The organism is Wolbachia endosymbiont (group A) of Oxytorus armatus (assembly GCF_964027005.1).
Taxonomy (GTDB): domain Bacteria; phylum Pseudomonadota; class Alphaproteobacteria; order Rickettsiales; family Anaplasmataceae; genus Wolbachia; species Wolbachia pipientis.
This window is the reverse complement of record NZ_OZ034719.1, coordinates 386,629-401,610: the sequence shown is the minus strand read 5'-3', so window position 1 is coordinate 401,610 and position 14,982 is coordinate 386,629. Positions and strand designations below refer to the sequence as shown.

Below are 14,982 nucleotides of genomic sequence, written 5' to 3'. Positions count from 1 at the left end.
TGACTTCTGCTTCCTATAAAATGTGGTGCACCCTGAGCGACTTGAACGCCCGACCTTTTGATCCGTAGTCAAATGCTCTAATCCAACTGAGCTAAGGGTGCTTTCATAAAGTTAACTTTAGCAGATTTTGTGGCTTGATTCAATTAATTTGGCTAAAAATAAAACTATTGATTTCTATCATACGTGAACCCCTCACAATTCTCAAACTGCCGTTTCGCATTAGAATTATCAAATTCACTACAAGGAGGAGCAGTTGGAGTAGTATTAGGATCTTGAGAAAAGTAAGGAGGTGGTGCATCATAACGAGAAGAATCTCCATAACCATGCCCTTGTCTAAGACAGCTATCTACCGCTCCTTTAGCTTTCTCGATATTTTCTGATTCTTCCTCATGCTTCATATGAAAAGCTAAACCACCAGTAAAACACACAAGAGAATTAACGCCAAGGATAACTAAACCCCACACTGGTAAGACTGGGTAAACAGCACAAGCTACCAAAGCTGCCAAAGAAACAGCGCCAACCGCAAATTCTATATTTCTGAACGTTTTAAATTTACTATCCAGGTAATCTATTTTTTCTTCTTTTCTAGCCACTTTTCTGCTGCTGTTATACCAAAAACACATACCAGCATGGAAAGCAACACACACAACTGCAGCTACCATACCTAAAGCTAATAACTTTCTATTGTCTTCTGAGTCTTTTTTCTTATCTTCTCTGCTTTGATGGCTACCACTACTGAAACCAGGGTTATTTATAACTGTAGTATGACCACCAAACAGGCTGCGAAGTAGTAAATAATCCCAAAAATCTAAACCTCTATCATTGTATACATGTATATGTGTAGTCTGAGGGCCTGTAGGTTGTGTGTTATTCCCTGCGTTATATTGATCATTTCTGCTTCCTGTATCGTGCCTATTGCTTGAATTTGGATATGTAAATTCTTCATACACATTTTTAAAATTCTCCTTGCTCCAAGTTAAATTCGGTGTATTATTACAATACTGTAGAAACCCTTCAATATTATTATTATTACCTAATTTCTTTATATAGGCTAACGCATACCTTTTTAAAACACTGTCACTTGCTACCATAAATACCCTCTTAAGTTAAGATTAAATTAATAAATATTTATTATAACAAGATAACATCTACTTGTCAACTTGAGCCTGATTCAAGTATCCGTTCAGAGTGTGGCAGAAGAACTTATTCAAATAAAGTAGGTGGTAAAATATAAACATTTTATAAAGTGAAAAATAGACTTTTCAGACCACTGCCGAGCTAAAAAAGCCCTGAAAAACGTGATACTTAGGCCACTTCTTGCTTAAGCTGTACAATTTCAGCTTGAGAAAGGCCAGTGGATTCAGCTATTAAATTAACAGATACACCAGCTTTAAGTAAATTTTTTGCAACTTCGATTTTTCCTTTCTCTATACCTTCCTCAAGTTTGTATTCAAGAATGGCTTCTTCCTTACGTAGATCCATTATTCTTTCTTCATATGCTACTAAATCTTTCTCATTCCAGCAAAACTTGTCTAACTCATCATATGCTAGCTTTACTATTGGTGATTTTTCTGCTATATTCCTTAGGTCTTCATCTGTAGTTTCATCTGCATACTGTTGTCTAAGTGAAGAAGGTCGCCCCTCCTCACTCGACTTCAAAACCGTACGTGAGACTTTGCGCCTCATACGGCTTCTCTCTAATTTGGTGCTTGTCATGCACACCTCCTGTGTAATTCATCGTGACAATGCCCATGTAACAAAGATAAATTTTTGATCATATTGTTTCGTCTATTCCGGTCTTTATGATGTATTTCTATTATATCATCACTTTCAAACCATAGTCTACATTATCACATTTACTTTGTTGTAACTTCAATAGTTTTATTACTCTTAATGGCTTATCTGGTATTTTTCTCAGAAGTTTACCCCAATATACCCAATCACCATCATATGGAGATCTGGTTTTTTGCACTTTGTTTAATAACATGATCGCTGTGTATAGTAAGACGTACCTTGTTACTTGTCATAAAGCGCCAGTTATCGTTATTATACTTTTTAAAGTATTTTCTTTTTATCCAGCATTTCCCTTTGTTTGGGTGCCTAAAGACTGCCCACTTCCAGAGCTTTCTATGTATAGTATTATCCAATGAGCTAAAGATTTTACATGAAACTACCGAAGAGTAATATTGACTCCATCCTCTGTTTATTGGATTGAGATTCCTTATTATTACTTCCTGTGGCGCCCCACGCATTTCTCTAAGTTTATGTTTAATAGCAAATGTATGCTGCTTTATAGAATTACGACTTGGTTTTATTAATAATGTGTAACCTTTTTTACTTTCTTTTGTTGGATATTGTCTTATTGAAAATCCAAGAAAATCAAATCCTGGTTTTGTTTCGTCAATGGTTCTTAATGTATGAGAAATTCTTGTTTTAGAGGGCTTTAATTTTAGTCCAATGGTTTCTAACCATTCTTCAACTAAAATTTTTGCTTTAAGAATAATCTCTTCGTTTTCATGTATGATGACAAAATCATCACAGTAGAAAATTACACTAATAGACTTTTGCGCGTTTTTATGCGATATCCTACCATATTTTCTTTTCATGCATTGAAAGAGTTCGTTTGTTAATGCTTTTTTGACATGTTGCTCTAATCCGTGTAATGCAACACAAGCTAGCAACGGTGCCTCCTTGAATTGTACCACGTTTTGTGGATTGAAACTTTCCATCTTCCATAACGCCTGCCCTTAACCATCTTCTTATGATTTTCTTTAACGTTGGTGTGGTTTTCAAGCAGTTTATTATGGTTAATATTGTCAAAACATCCAGAAATATCAGCATCTAATACATATGCTGTTTTCTGTTTTAGCACATCAAATATGGCTTCAATTGCATCATGACATGATCTACCAGGTCTAAAACCATAAGTGTTTGGCTCAAGTTTTGCCTCCCATTCTGGTTCCAACACCATTTTTACAAGTGTTTGTTTTGCTCGACACGATATAGTTGGTATACCAAGCGGGCGATATTCCGATGGCTTACCAGGTCAGACACGTCTTGATGGCTTTGCTTTCTCTCTTATATCTAAGGAGTTTGCCAATTGCAATCTTTCTTTTTGACTAAGGTTAGCTTTTCCATCAATACCTGCAGTTTTTTTCCCTCTGTTGTCCTGAGTTACCCTTCTAACTGCGATCGTTCTTGCACTTGTTGATTTGAGTAATAATCTCTGAAGGTTGTGCATCTTTTTGATATCATTACATTTAGAGGCTTGGTACATTCGTTTTTGTAGCTTAAATGAAGATTTCTTCAGCTTTCGCCAAGGAATTCCATTCCATTCATACCTAGCTTTTTGCTGGTCCATAACATATTCACTACTATTCACCACTTTACCTTCCAAATTAAAGTGTTTACGTCTGCATATCCCAGATATTACTTTGGGCATTAGCTTCTTCTTCCACATAGCGGCTTGTGGTTGGCTACCTACTTATATTTAATGAATATAAGAGCTTTTATGTGGTTACTCCGTTCCATAGCTTCGTTTCACGTTAAACTTAGATTCCTACTATTTGCCGGAAGCTGGGAACATCAATAACTAAAGTCTTCAATCTTTAGTTCCCCTTTTGCTTCGTACCATTTTGGTCTATGCGTAGTTCAACCTCTTTTCGCATACTATGCTTTGACGACAATTCAAACATAGGTTCCTCTCGTAATCATATCTAACTCTGTTTGCAGGATGAGGTTTAGTGTTACCTGCTTTTATCTCATGCTTGCATCCCAAAGGTTGCCATCCTTTGAAATGTGAGACATACATTATCCCCGATGTCTAGGGAAGATGGAATTTAACCATCACAAAACCACGGCTTTCCGGGTCGCACTGAAGAAAAATAACCAACGATCCACTATGCTTTCTAGCTGTTCTTCCTTATTCTTAGGAAATTTAGGTAGTTCAATAAATACAAATTGAAAATCTTTTAAGTCATGTTCATAGGTAATTTTATCAAAAGTAACGTGATCAGATTTGTAAGCCAGCTTGTTAGGAAATAAGATAAAATCGGCGATAGCAATAAAAATAACTCCTTTAAACCCCAGTTATGGATTAGAAAACAGATAAAAGTAGAATTAATAAAGAGGGAAATAGGGTAAACTCAAGTATTTTAACAATAATTTAAGAGGTTACCCATGAAGAAAGATATTACAGAACTTTACTGCTGCGTCGAGGATTTTTGTCGTGTAGTAGATGAAAATTTTGCAAATAAGTTCTTATCAAATGGCAAAAAACCAACCAGAGTACCAGAAATAGCGCACTCAGAAATGCTAACCATAATCCTGTTATACCACCAATCGCCATGTAAAAACTTCAAGGCTTTTTATCTTTGTTACCTTAAGTTACTCTATAGATCAGAATTTTCAAAGATGCCTTCATATCACAGATTTATTGCCTTAAAGCCGAGAGTTTTACGGTATTTAGCATTACTTCTTCAATGGTTCTGCGAACAAGCGAAAATGACAGGTACTTCCTACATTGACACTTCTACGATTGCCATTTGCCACAAGAAAAGGATCTCTAGGAACAAAGTTTTTGATGGTTTAGCAGAAATTGGTAAGAGCACGTATGGTTGGTTTTTTGGCTTTAAATTGCACTTGGTGATTAACGAAATTGGAGAAATTCAATCACTTACTCTAACCAAAGGTAACGTTGATACCTGTGCCAACTATAACTAAAAGACTGACAGGACTTTTGTTCGGAGATAAAGGCTATATCAAGAAGGAGCTCTTTGAGGAACTCTTCGATAGAGGTTTAAAGCTTGTCACTAAAGTGAAAAAAGGCATGAAAAACGCACTAATCTCACTAAAAGAGAAGGCTTTATTGAGAAAAAGGTCGATTATTGAGACAGTCTTTGGTTGTTTAAAAAATAAATTTGAGCTTGAACATACACGGCACAGATCGCCAATAAATTTTCTGGTACATATTTTTTCTACATTAATTTCATATTCCATGCAGTCAAAAAAGCCTTCTATTTCTAAGCCTTACTGTGTTGGTTAATCCATAACTGGGGTTTTGGAAAGGGTGGAGACGTCTCTTTGATCTAGCAGAAGGATGGAGACTTGCTCATGAACCTCATATTTGTGGGTAATAGTAAGGTTTCTAAGGGAGGGAGTAGTAGTAATACTGCTTCCTTACCTGACCAGTTTGCTCGTGATAAAGGTTTTGAGAAACGCGCTCAATACTATGCTGCTAAAGCTTATTCAAGTCAAGCTCACAAAGGTGATCAAGATCTTAAAGACCCCAGTTATGGATTAACCAACACAGTAAGGCTTAGAAATAGAAGGCTTTTTTGACTGCATGGAATATGAAATTAATGTAGAAAAAATATGTACCAGAAAATTTATTGGCGATCTGTGCCGTGTATGTTCAAGCTCAAATTTATTTTTTAAACAACCAAAGACTGTCTCAATAATCGACCTTTTTCTCAATAAAGCCTTCTCTTTTAGTGAGATTAGTGCGTTTTTCATGCCTTTTTTCACTTTAGTGACAAGCTTTAAACCTCTATCGAAGAGTTCCTCAAAGAGCTCCTTCTTGATATAGCCTTTATCTCCGAACAAAAGTCCTGTCAGTCTTTTAGTTATAGTTGGCACAGGTATCAACGTTACCTTTGGTTAGAGTAAGTGATTGAATTTCTCCAATTTCGTTAATCACCAAGTGCAATTTAAAGCCAAAAAACCAACCATACGTGCTCTTACCAATTTCTGCTAAACCATCAAAAACTTTGTTCCTAGAGATCCTTTTCTTGTGGCAAATGGCAATCGTAGAAGTGTCAATGTAGGAAGTACCTGTCATTTTCGCTTGTTCGCAGAACCATTGAAGAAGTAATGCTAAATACCGTAAAACTCTCGGCTTTAAGGCAATAAATCTGTGATATGAAGGCATCTTTGAAAATTCTGATCTATAGAGTAACTTAAGGTAACAAAGATAAAAAGCCTTGAAGTTTTTACATGGCGATTGGTGGTATAACAGGATTATGGTTAGCATTTCTGAGTGCGCTATTTCTGGTACTCTGGTTGGTTTTTTGCCATTTGATAAGAACTTATTTGCAAAATTTTCATCTACTACACGACAAAAATCCTCGACGCAGCAGTAAAGTTCTGTAATATCTTTCTTCATGGGTAACCTCTTAAATTATTGTTAAAATACTTGAGTTTACCCTATTTCCCTCTTTATTAATTCTACTTTTATCTGTTTTCTAATCCATAACTGGGGTTTAAGGGTGAACTAGGCAAAACAAAAACTAAAACAAATGAAGTGTCGCTAGAAAAAGCAGGAAAAAGACAAATGAGTTTCTTAAAAGTTGCTTCTGTGAATCTTGTAACTATGTTAACAGTAGGTGCTACTCTCAGTATTGCTTTCGACTTGTCTGTTCTACCAATAATTGTAGTTTTTGTAACATCTGCATTGATAGCTAGCGGCGTTACATATGCAATATCAACGAAACCTACCACTGAATTGAAAGAAGTGGATATTCAAGGTTCAGCGCAACATGGTGTTTGTAAAACTTAGCACCCACAGTTGTACGAACATTGCAATTTGCAGATGCAAGTATAGCTCTTTTACAATAATCCGAACAGACCGTAATATGCTACTGGCCTGCTATAGCCATAAACACATATCTTATCGCATTCGGACTATTATAAGAAAGGCTATAGCTGCACTGGAATCCCAAAAAAGGATGATGTCATTCCAGTGCTTGACACTGGAATCCAGCCTTGCCGTAATCTCATCAAGAACGTTGTGTTTTAACATAAAACGGCTACTTTTATGCTTACCAACTTAATAAAATTCCTGGATCCCAGTGTCAGCTACTCGGATGACAAGAAGAGAGGGTACTTGGATAAGAGTCATTGCCCTCCTGGTAGGCCCAAATTGCAATGTTCGTACAGTTATGAGTTACACAGTAGTGCGAATTTTTTACTTTGGTAGTTTTTTTATTACAGTTATAATCATAAAAGTAGTTGAGTTTAATTGATATGAAAACTTTTACGAAAAATTTTAAAAATAACGAAAAAAAGCTAGAGGAGTTTAATAAGGAAATTGAAGATATAACAACTATAGCTCAAGATAAATTTGCACATGAACTTGAGAACATCGCATATGACAGTGTGCAGAAATTTCGCAGTCTGCTTGCTAAAGAGTTAAACTCCATCTTCAACAATATTCATTCTCAAAATGTTAATCTACTAAAATCTAGCCTAGTTGAATATGCTATAAGTTCAAATTTTATCAATAAAAAAGGAGAAACAGCTTTAATTCGCTCTCTTCTTAATATATTCATACGATAAAGCACTCAGAGTTGTTGCTGCGCCAATCTAACTTAATGTTGAATGCAAGCTGTATAGCTAAAGTAAGTAAGATTTGCCCCACGCTGTCACGAGGTAAACCTTACTTATTCTAGCTATATCAAAAAGGAGGGTTATTATGTCAATAAGATCTACTTCACCAAGAATATCTGTGCAACGTAAATCTAAGCTTAAATCTTTTCCGGTTACTTTAGAAGAGGTTAAATCTTTTTTACGCATTGAGAACGACCAGGATGATAAGTTGATTTCAGATCTAATTTTTATGGCTAATGATTATGCTGAGTGGCATATGGAAAAGTCACTAGTAAAGCAAACATGGCAAGTTTCATATGAAGATTATGTACCTCGTAGGATCTATTTAAGCTATGGCCCTGTGAGTAAGATAGTATTGGCTACTGCAATGATGTCTAAAAATCAAGAGAAGAGAACACTTAAGTATTATTTTAGTGATGTAGGGGGCTACGTTGAGTTTTTCAATTGTTTGAATGCAATAAGAGTTGATGTTGTATACGAAGCTGGTTATGACAATGTTCCTGAGCAGATAAAACTAGGTATTATGCGGCATGTTTCTGCTCTTTACAAAAATCGTGAATCGGAGGTAAGTAGCCATTTATCTGAAGTGAAGAAGGTATATTCTCCATTTCGCGAACCAAAGGTTGTTTTGTAGATAAGGATGAAATATAGCTAAAGTAAATAAGACTTGCCAACGTCATACCGCGATTCATTCGCGGTATCTCTTAACATAGATCCCGCTAACAAGCAGCGGGATGACGAGTTTCTATATATCTTTCGAGGGTTAATCATGGAAAAAATTCAAGCTATAAACGAGTTGTACAATAGCGTTTATGCAGCACTAAAAGCAAATTCTGATTTAAGGAAATATGTTACTAACATTTATGACTACTTACCTAAACAGGTCACCATTCCTTACTTGAGATTGCGCGCAGTGAATTATAGCAACCTGCATATGCTGTCCAATTTTGCTACAAAGGCAAGATTTTCATGCGACATATATACTTATCATATAGACAGTATGTTTGCCATTATAAGGCATATTAACTTGATACTTAAGAGTATTAAATATTCTGATAATGAAACTATTTTGGAAAGTAATTGTGCTATGGATCAGCACGATGAAATTTTACATTCAACAATTAATTTTGATATTTTAATAAAAGGAGGTGATAATGAGCAAATTACAGCTAAAAATTAAAGATCATGACAATAATTTTATTGTGTTAAATAATATAAGAAACCTAAGGTTTACTTTGCGTAATAACAGAGAAGAGGTGAGAGATATTTCTTCTTTTGGCTGGAGAAAAGTATTGGACTCTGCTGGAAGCAGACATATTACGATAAAAATTAATGGAATTTTAGACTCTGTATTAGCTGATGAATTATTACGTAATTCTGCTATGCTGAACTCTAATAATGATTATGAAATTAGTTTTAATGCTAAAGAAAAGATAAGGCTTAGGTGTTCAGTTGAACTGTATGAGAGGTATTATGACCCCGCTGCTTTTGACAGCTTTACTGTCGTTTTAGCCAGTGCTGAAGTTGTAAACGCTTTTCATTAATGTTAATTTAATCTTTTTATATACAATAGTAACTGGTGAGAATTTTAACTAAATTAAAAAAAATCATGAACGACAAAGACCTTTTCGAGGAAGACGGTGATAATATTGAAGAAAATAACGATGATAAAAGAGAGAAAAGTTTAGAAAATGAAAATCAGCAAAATCAAGAAGAACAACACAAAGAGGAAGATAAGCAATACATAATACAGTATATTCAAGACTATTTGAAAGTTTTTGAGGATATTCTAAATCAGATCGACGAAGGAATTGATAATTCGGATAGTTACGAAAGGACTATGCAAATAAAGCAAAGCATAGACAGGCTCATAGAGACTTTATATAGTCAGGCTGCGTCTGAAGATATTGATGCAGAATTTGAAACTACCAAACACACTCGCGATAAATCAGAATCTATGAAAAGAGTTAGAGAGAAGAGAAGAAAGCAAGTGATAGAAGAAGTATTAAGTAGCATGTTTGCCCAGCAACAAAAGGAGCTAATGAACGCTAAACACTTAAGTCATGGACATGAAACAGCAAAAGATGGGGATGTCCACGAAGCAAAGGAAAAAGTGAAGTCTTCAATCAGGGGAGTGTTGTTTTCGGTGATTGCTCATAGGATGGATCCAAGAAGGAGGGCAGGGGAAACTGCTGACGGTAACGAAAAGCAAGCTCATATATATGGCAGGGAAGCAGTTGGTGGAGCTTTAGGTGCATTGTTAAAAACGTTTTTAACAGCAGTTATTGCCGTTGTGCGTGAAATTGCTAAGCCACTTCAGAAACCGGAAACATCTTTTGCAAAACAAGTTGAAGAAAGCAGAAACGCAGATTCACAAAAGGGTCGATCTGTGTAGATTTCTCCTTGTAATAATCTTTCGATTCTACTGTCTGTTAATTCAAATTAGGGTTATAAAATTTTAGAAGCCAGCTCTTATATAACCAATTTATAGCAAGAAATTACGATACAAAAATCAGCGTCCGTTAGAAAATAAACATAACACAGGGTGATAGAGTTGCCCCTATCCATAAGCGTCAGTTAAGCTCAAAATTGTAAGCTTAAAATATGGTTGAATAATTATTAATAATAGTATATAATTATTAACGTTTTTCAGGCATTTTTGTTATGGGTGCGCCAAGTAAGCGTTTAGAATACAATTGGTGAAAATCCAACTGACCTTACCCAGAAAAAGTGGAGAGAAAGTGTGGAATGTTTTTTACAAAAAGAATGATGCATCAAATTGTTCTGGAATGCAATAGTTAATAGTGACGTTGTTTGTTATAAAAAATTTCTATGTATTCAAATATTGCAGTTCTAGTGTGTTGAGCAGAGTGTTGTGAAGTATCAATAAGTATTTCTCTTTTCAATGAGCTAAAGAAGCTTTCTGCAACAGAATTGTCGTAACAACAGCCTTTATTACTCATCTATATTCTTTACAGCTAAGAGATATTGATACCCTTGCGCAGTATATTGTGAACCTTGGTCACTGTGCAGCAGTAGATTTTTAACAGGTTTACGCCTATTAATGGCCATTAATAAAGAGTTCATAACCAATTGTTTATTTATTGCACTACTCATTAACTACCATACGTGAGAATTATTGCTGCCAAATATAGCCATCCCTCCTTGGTTTTGATGTAAGTAATCCCATACTTTATTTGGTTGATCAACAATAAAGTTTTGATCTAGTATATTGGGAGCTACAGCTCTATTATCTGTTTGTTGTTTTTTAATTTTAAACTTTCTTCTCAGTATAGCCCTGATGTCATTTTTCTGCATAATACTTTGCACCGTTTTCAAATTGCAACTTTTACCCAAAGCCTTCAATTCAGCATGAATTTTAGGAGCTCCATATCTACATTTAGAAACTTGATATATTTTTTGAATAGCTGCGAGTAGCTCTTTATTTGCTGATTCTCTACTGCTTATTTTTCTTGTGGTCCACTTATAGTAGCCACTAGCAGAAAATCCTACATAATTCCTGTACTTTATAGCATTTATAGCCTTTCTTATAATAGTCCGAATGCGATAAGATATGTGTTTATGGCTATAGCAGGCCAGTAGCATATTACGGTCTGTTCGGATTATTGTAAAAAGAGCTATACTATATAAAAAAATATTTTACTCTTTTTGACTGGCCAGGGCTTTTTTTTAAATGTCTCTTTCCCTTGTTACTCTTGCTTTGTAAATCAAACCTCTCTTTGTCGTAAGGAGCCATGTTACCTCTACCTGGAAATGCATCTGCTGCCGACTTTTTTTCGTTGTGTTTCTTTATCCATTTTCCTAATACACTATCCCTTATTCCTAGATCTCTTGCTACTTTTGCAACTGGTTGACCTACCTTTCTTTGTTCATTTGCCAGTTTAACAGCTTCCAATTTGAATTCTGCTGTATATTCTCTTACCATTTCTAATCCTCCAAAATTTTATTTTACCCAAAAAAACTCTTTTCTTTCTCTCCACTTTTTCTGGGTAAGGTCAGTCTTTAGGCACCCAAACAAAGGGAAATGCTGGATAAAAAGAAAATACTTTAAAAAGTATAATAACGATAACTGGCGTTTTATGACAAGTAACAAGATACATCTTATTATACACAGCGATCATGTTATTAAACAAAGTGCAAAAAACCAGATCTCCATATGATGGTGATTGGGTTTATTGGGGTAAACGTCTGAGAAAAATACCAGATAAGCCATTAAGAGTAATAAAACTATTGAAGTTACAACAAAGTAAATGTGATAATTGTAGACTATGGTTTAAAAGTGATGATACAATAGAAATACATCACAAAGACCGGAATAGACGAAACAACATGATCAAAAACTTATCTTTGTTACATGGACATTGTCACGATGAATTACACAGGAGGTGTGCATGAAAAGCTCCAAATTGGAGAGAAGCCGTATGAGGCGCAAAGTCTCACGTACGGTTTTGAAGTCGAGTGAGGAGGGGCGACCTTCTTCACTTAGACAACAATATGCAGATGAAACTACGGAAGAAGACTTAAGGAAAATAGCAGAAAAAGCACCAATAATAAAGTTAGCCTACGATGAATTAGACAGGTTTAGCTGGAATGAAAAAGATTTAGTAGCATATGAAGAAAGAATAATGGATCTGCGGAAAGAAGAAGGCATCCTCGCTAAAAAACTTGATGAGGGAAAGATTGAAGGAAAGATTGAAGTAGCAAAAAACCTACTTAAAGCTGACATCTCTATTGATATTATCTCTCAGACAACCGGCCTTCCTCAAGCTGAGATTAAACGACTTCAGGAAGAAATCACCTAAAAGGCTAATGATCAACGAAGAAATTGTAAGAGAGAACTTAAAAAAAGTCATAGAGCAAAAAAGCGGTAAAGATGTGATCGCTCTTGGCATAATATCCTCAATCATTATTAAAGGCTGGGACATTGGTTTTGCGCTTGAAGTTGCCGGTGACACGCAAGCAAACGAAGAATTAAGAAGAAATTGTGAGCAAGCTGTTAAAGCTATACCGGGGGTGACAAAAGTGACCGTGGTTGCTACTTGTCAAAAACAAACTGGGCAACAAAAAGCTAAATTACATATCGAAGGAGTGAAAAATATAATTATTGTGGCCTCTGGTAAAGGAGGCGTAGGTAAATCCACAGTTGCGCTAAATCTTGCTCTCTCATTAGCAAAGTTAAAACACAAAGTTGCTCTGGTTGATGCAGATATATATGGTCCTTCAATTCCTAAAATGCTTAGCACTGAAAAATTAAAGCCAGAAATACAGGGTGGAAAAGCAATACCTATAGAAAGGTATGGACTGCATACTATTTCAATCGGCTATTTTGTTGACAAGGATCGTGCAGCAATATGGCGCGGACCTATGATCACAAAAGCACTTTATAATCTGCTCATGGGAACAAAATGGTCCGATATAGAGTATTTGATAGTTGATACACCACCTGGAACTGGCGATGTGCATTTAAGTCTTATGGAAAATTTTAACTTAACCGGGGCGATAATAGTTTCAACTCCACAGGAGCTCTCTTTAATCGATGCTCGCAAAATTTATGATATGCTTAAAAAGCTCAGTATACCGATTATTGGCATTGTGGAAAATATGAGTTATTTCATTCAAAATGACTCAGAAATATACATATTTGGAAAAGACGGCGCAAAAAGAATGTCTGAGGAGCTGAGCATCAAACTCCTAGGCAGGATTCCTCTGGATCCACAAATATGTCATGCTTCTGATTGTGGAAATCCTTTAATGCTAAGTGAAGATTTGGCAGAGATTTATGAAGACATTGCTAAAGATGTTATAGCTAAAGTGGCTTAGGTTTACCTACAATTTGAAAAACCGTCATTCCGCTACTAGTTAGCGGAATTTATACCGCGAATGAATCCACAACTGTACGAACATTGTCTACCAGAAGGGTGTCATCCCAGTCTGGGATCCAGGAATTTTATTAAGTATAAAAATAGCTGTTTTATGTTAAAATACAACGTTTTGATGATTATGGAAAGGCTGGATTCCAGACTGGAATGACATCATCCTTTTTTCTGAATTCCAGTGTCAGCTACTTCCATGACATCATTATAAAGTAAAATAAGATCCCAGTGTCACGCACTGGGATGACAAGAAGAGGGCTACTGGGATGACAGGGGAGTTGCCTTTTTTCTACTTAGTTTGGGTTATGCAAGAAATCTAATATGATTACTTCTATGCTTAGCCATTTTCAAGACAGGTTCTAAGAGACTTAATTTGTATATAGGAAAACCTTAAAGTCTTTTACTCATAGTATACAAAGTTTGTTTAAACTATTTTCAAAATAGATAAAATATAATTTTACAATTAGCGTAAATAAAATGAATTATGATGTAATCACTTCAGGTGGTGGGTTGCTTGGTCTTATTACTGCAATTGGCCTCAGTTGTAACTCTGTGTCTGTAGCTGTAATTGAAAAAAATAGTTTGCCACGTGTAGTAGATGATAATCGAGCATTTGCTATTTCTCAAGGCTCGAAAAAAATATTGGAAAAATTAGGGATTTGGCAGTTTATAGAAAGCGAAGCTGAGCCAATACTTGATATATGCATATTAGATGCGGTTACTGTGCATTACAATCATAAAATGGTTGGTGAAGAACCAATGGGTTATGTTATTAACAATGCTACTATATGGAATGCAATCAACAATAATTTTCTGAATAAACTAAATATATACTCTCCACATTCCTATAAAACAATTGCTTGTGATTCAGGATATGTGGAAGTTATTCTTGATAATAACCAGGAATTAATATCATCGCTACTTATCTGCGCTGAAGGCAAAAACTCTAAACTACCAGAGTTATTTTCTATACCGACAGTGAAATTTGATTATAAACAAAGTAGCATAGTATTTAATGTAAAGCATGAACTGCATCACCAAAACTTAGCTGTAGAGCGTTTTTTTCCTGGCGGTCCATTTGCAATTCTACCGGTGAAGGGTGGCCATACTTCTTCAATAGTCTGGACAGAAAAATCTGAAATTTCAAAAATGCTAATGGATCTGTCTGAAGAAGAATTTATTATAGAGCTTAAAAAAAGATTTGGTTCTTATTTAGGAGAGATAAAACTAGAGGGTGAAAGAAAACTTTATCCTTTAAGTTTTGTTTTCGCAAAAAAGTTATATAAGGGTAGAGTTTTGCTTATCGGCGATGCAGCACATTCAATTCATCCAGTTGCAGGTCAAGGGCTTAATCTTGGAATTAGAGATGTAGAAAGTATTATAAAGCACGTAGTTGCCGCAAAAGCATCTGGTATTGATGTTGGCAGTAGTTATTTATTAAAGAAAATTTCACGTAACAGATACTTTGATAATTTTACAATGGCGCTTGCAACTGATGGATTAAATAGGATGTTCTCCAACAGAATATTCTGCGCTAAAGCACTAAGAAATCTTGGCTTGATTGCAGTTGAAAATTCAAATTTTCTCAAAAAAAGCTTCATTCGGCATGCTATGGGGTTTATATAAACCACTATTTTATAGTTAATGCAAGTCAGGTTTCCCACGTCATACCGCCGCGGTATCTCTAGATCCCGCTAACACG

At 35.4% G+C, this 14,982-nt stretch carries 21 protein-coding genes, 1 tRNA gene and 4 pseudogenes; 13 read left to right on the top strand and 13 right to left on the bottom strand.

Features of this window, described 5'->3' with window-relative positions:
• Positions 1 to 23: 23 nt before the first annotated feature.
• The 8 genes and pseudogenes from AAGD79_RS02080 to AAGD79_RS02045 all read right to left on the bottom strand — a co-directional run.
• Positions 24 to 101, bottom strand: a tRNA-Arg gene (locus tag AAGD79_RS02080).
• Positions 102 to 164: 63 nt separating this feature from the next.
• Positions 165 to 1,091: a hypothetical protein gene (locus AAGD79_RS02075; RefSeq protein WP_264723760.1), complete on the bottom strand. Its 927-nt coding sequence runs from the start codon at positions 1,089 to 1,091 to the stop codon at positions 165 to 167.
• 214 nt (positions 1,092 to 1,305) lie between these two features.
• Complete coding sequence (locus AAGD79_RS02070) at positions 1,306 to 1,686, bottom strand: hypothetical protein (protein ID WP_265043710.1); 381 nt, start codon at positions 1,684 to 1,686, stop codon at positions 1,306 to 1,308.
• A gap of 130 nt (positions 1,687 to 1,816) precedes the next feature.
• Positions 1,817 to 1,972: a hypothetical protein gene (locus AAGD79_RS02065; RefSeq protein ID WP_341811521.1), complete on the bottom strand. Its 156-nt coding sequence runs from the start codon at positions 1,970 to 1,972 to the stop codon at positions 1,817 to 1,819.
• On the bottom strand, positions 1,947 to 2,729 hold the full coding sequence (locus tag AAGD79_RS02060) for a group II intron maturase-specific domain-containing protein (RefSeq protein WP_196770138.1): 783 nt from the start codon (positions 2,727 to 2,729) through the stop codon (positions 1,947 to 1,949). The genes AAGD79_RS02065 and AAGD79_RS02060 overlap by 26 nt, the downstream gene beginning before the upstream one ends.
• Complete coding sequence (locus tag AAGD79_RS02055; RefSeq protein ID WP_265024668.1) at positions 2,675 to 3,004, bottom strand: reverse transcriptase/maturase family protein; 330 nt, start codon at positions 3,002 to 3,004, stop codon at positions 2,675 to 2,677. The genes AAGD79_RS02060 and AAGD79_RS02055 overlap by 55 nt, the downstream gene beginning before the upstream one ends.
• Before the next feature lie 42 nt (positions 3,005 to 3,046).
• Positions 3,047 to 3,442: a reverse transcriptase N-terminal domain-containing protein gene (locus AAGD79_RS02050; RefSeq protein WP_341811520.1), complete on the bottom strand. Its 396-nt coding sequence runs from the start codon at positions 3,440 to 3,442 to the stop codon at positions 3,047 to 3,049.
• Between the two features lie 404 nt (positions 3,443 to 3,846).
• Positions 3,847 to 4,080 (bottom strand): annotated as a pseudogene (locus AAGD79_RS02045) (PD-(D/E)XK nuclease family transposase); the annotation flags it as partial.
• Between the two features lie 99 nt (positions 4,081 to 4,179).
• On the opposite strand from AAGD79_RS02045, the pseudogene AAGD79_RS02040 reads away from it, so the two are divergent.
• Both AAGD79_RS02040 and AAGD79_RS02035 read left to right on the top strand, forming a co-directional pair.
• A pseudogene (locus AAGD79_RS02040) lies at positions 4,180 to 5,044 on the top strand (IS982 family transposase).
• A gap of 98 nt (positions 5,045 to 5,142) precedes the next feature.
• Positions 5,143 to 5,283, top strand: a pseudogene (locus AAGD79_RS02035) (transposase); the annotation flags it as partial.
• A 15-nt stretch (positions 5,284 to 5,298) separates the two neighbouring features.
• On the opposite strand, the pseudogene AAGD79_RS02030 reads toward AAGD79_RS02035, so the two are convergent.
• Positions 5,299 to 6,163: pseudogene (locus AAGD79_RS02030) on the bottom strand (IS982 family transposase).
• A gap of 138 nt (positions 6,164 to 6,301) precedes the next feature.
• On the opposite strand from AAGD79_RS02030, the gene AAGD79_RS02025 reads away from it, so the two are divergent.
• From AAGD79_RS02025 to AAGD79_RS01995, 7 genes are all read left to right on the top strand, one after another.
• Positions 6,302 to 6,556 (top strand): hypothetical protein, encoded by a 255-nt coding sequence (locus AAGD79_RS02025; RefSeq protein ID WP_341811519.1) that lies wholly within the window; start codon positions 6,302 to 6,304, stop codon positions 6,554 to 6,556.
• Positions 6,557 to 6,632: 76 nt separating this feature from the next.
• Positions 6,633 to 6,830: a hypothetical protein gene (locus AAGD79_RS02020; RefSeq protein WP_341811518.1), complete on the top strand. Its 198-nt coding sequence runs from the start codon at positions 6,633 to 6,635 to the stop codon at positions 6,828 to 6,830.
• A gap of 193 nt (positions 6,831 to 7,023) precedes the next feature.
• Positions 7,024 to 7,335, top strand: a complete 312-nt coding sequence (locus AAGD79_RS02015) for a hypothetical protein (protein WP_007548422.1) — start codon at positions 7,024 to 7,026, stop codon at positions 7,333 to 7,335.
• Between the two features lie 136 nt (positions 7,336 to 7,471).
• Positions 7,472 to 8,020 (top strand): head-tail connector protein, encoded by a 549-nt coding sequence (locus tag AAGD79_RS02010; protein WP_341811517.1) that lies wholly within the window; start codon positions 7,472 to 7,474, stop codon positions 8,018 to 8,020.
• 135 nt (positions 8,021 to 8,155) lie between these two features.
• Positions 8,156 to 8,566 (top strand): DUF3168 domain-containing protein, encoded by a 411-nt coding sequence (locus AAGD79_RS02005; protein WP_265043846.1) that lies wholly within the window; start codon positions 8,156 to 8,158, stop codon positions 8,564 to 8,566.
• Positions 8,541 to 8,930, top strand: coding sequence for a phage tail protein (locus tag AAGD79_RS02000; RefSeq protein ID WP_265043847.1), 390 nt, complete (start codon positions 8,541 to 8,543; stop codon positions 8,928 to 8,930). The genes AAGD79_RS02005 and AAGD79_RS02000 overlap by 26 nt, the downstream gene beginning before the upstream one ends.
• A 65-nt stretch (positions 8,931 to 8,995) precedes the next feature.
• Positions 8,996 to 9,781 (top strand): hypothetical protein, encoded by a 786-nt coding sequence (locus AAGD79_RS01995; protein WP_341811516.1) that lies wholly within the window; start codon positions 8,996 to 8,998, stop codon positions 9,779 to 9,781.
• Positions 9,782 to 10,184: 403 nt separating this feature from the next.
• Here AAGD79_RS01995 and AAGD79_RS01990 read toward each other — a convergent pair whose 3' ends face one another.
• Genes AAGD79_RS01990 through AAGD79_RS01980 form a run of 4 tightly spaced genes read right to left on the bottom strand, consistent with a single transcriptional unit; the run spans position 10,185 to position 11,332 of the window.
• On the bottom strand, positions 10,185 to 10,349 hold the full coding sequence (locus AAGD79_RS01990; RefSeq protein ID WP_084741697.1) for an IS3 family transposase: 165 nt from the start codon (positions 10,347 to 10,349) through the stop codon (positions 10,185 to 10,187).
• Positions 10,342 to 10,503, bottom strand: a complete 162-nt coding sequence (locus AAGD79_RS06960) for a DDE-type integrase/transposase/recombinase (protein WP_010082071.1) — start codon at positions 10,501 to 10,503, stop codon at positions 10,342 to 10,344. Before AAGD79_RS06960 ends, AAGD79_RS01990 begins: the two co-directional genes overlap by 8 nt.
• A 3-nt stretch (positions 10,504 to 10,506) precedes the next feature.
• Positions 10,507 to 10,992 carry an IS3 family transposase gene (locus tag AAGD79_RS01985; protein WP_341811515.1) on the bottom strand — a complete coding sequence of 162 codons (486 nt, stop codon included), beginning with the start codon at positions 10,990 to 10,992 and terminating at the stop codon, positions 10,507 to 10,509.
• A gap of 37 nt (positions 10,993 to 11,029) precedes the next feature.
• Complete coding sequence (locus AAGD79_RS01980) at positions 11,030 to 11,332, bottom strand: transposase (RefSeq protein ID WP_213863658.1); 303 nt, start codon at positions 11,330 to 11,332, stop codon at positions 11,030 to 11,032.
• 209 nt (positions 11,333 to 11,541) lie between these two features.
• Between AAGD79_RS01980 and AAGD79_RS01975 the strand changes: the two genes are divergently transcribed.
• The 4 genes from AAGD79_RS01975 (at position 11,542) to ubiH (ending at position 14,906) form a co-directional block, all read left to right on the top strand.
• On the top strand, positions 11,542 to 11,802 hold the full coding sequence (locus tag AAGD79_RS01975; RefSeq protein WP_151808131.1) for an HNH endonuclease signature motif containing protein: 261 nt from the start codon (positions 11,542 to 11,544) through the stop codon (positions 11,800 to 11,802).
• Positions 11,803 to 11,828: 26 nt separating this feature from the next.
• Positions 11,829 to 12,209, top strand: a complete 381-nt coding sequence (locus AAGD79_RS01970; protein WP_244226863.1) for a hypothetical protein — start codon at positions 11,829 to 11,831, stop codon at positions 12,207 to 12,209.
• A gap of 7 nt (positions 12,210 to 12,216) precedes the next feature.
• A complete protein-coding gene (locus AAGD79_RS01965; RefSeq protein WP_265043819.1) occupies positions 12,217 to 13,227 on the top strand; it encodes an Mrp/NBP35 family ATP-binding protein in 1,011 nt (336 codons plus the stop codon).
• Between the two features lie 530 nt (positions 13,228 to 13,757).
• The gene (gene ubiH, locus AAGD79_RS01960; RefSeq protein WP_341811514.1) at positions 13,758 to 14,906 is read left to right on the top strand and encodes a 2-octaprenyl-6-methoxyphenyl hydroxylase; all 1,149 of its coding nucleotides are present in this window, start codon (positions 13,758 to 13,760) and stop codon (positions 14,904 to 14,906) included.
• Positions 14,907 to 14,982: the final 76 nt, after the last annotated feature.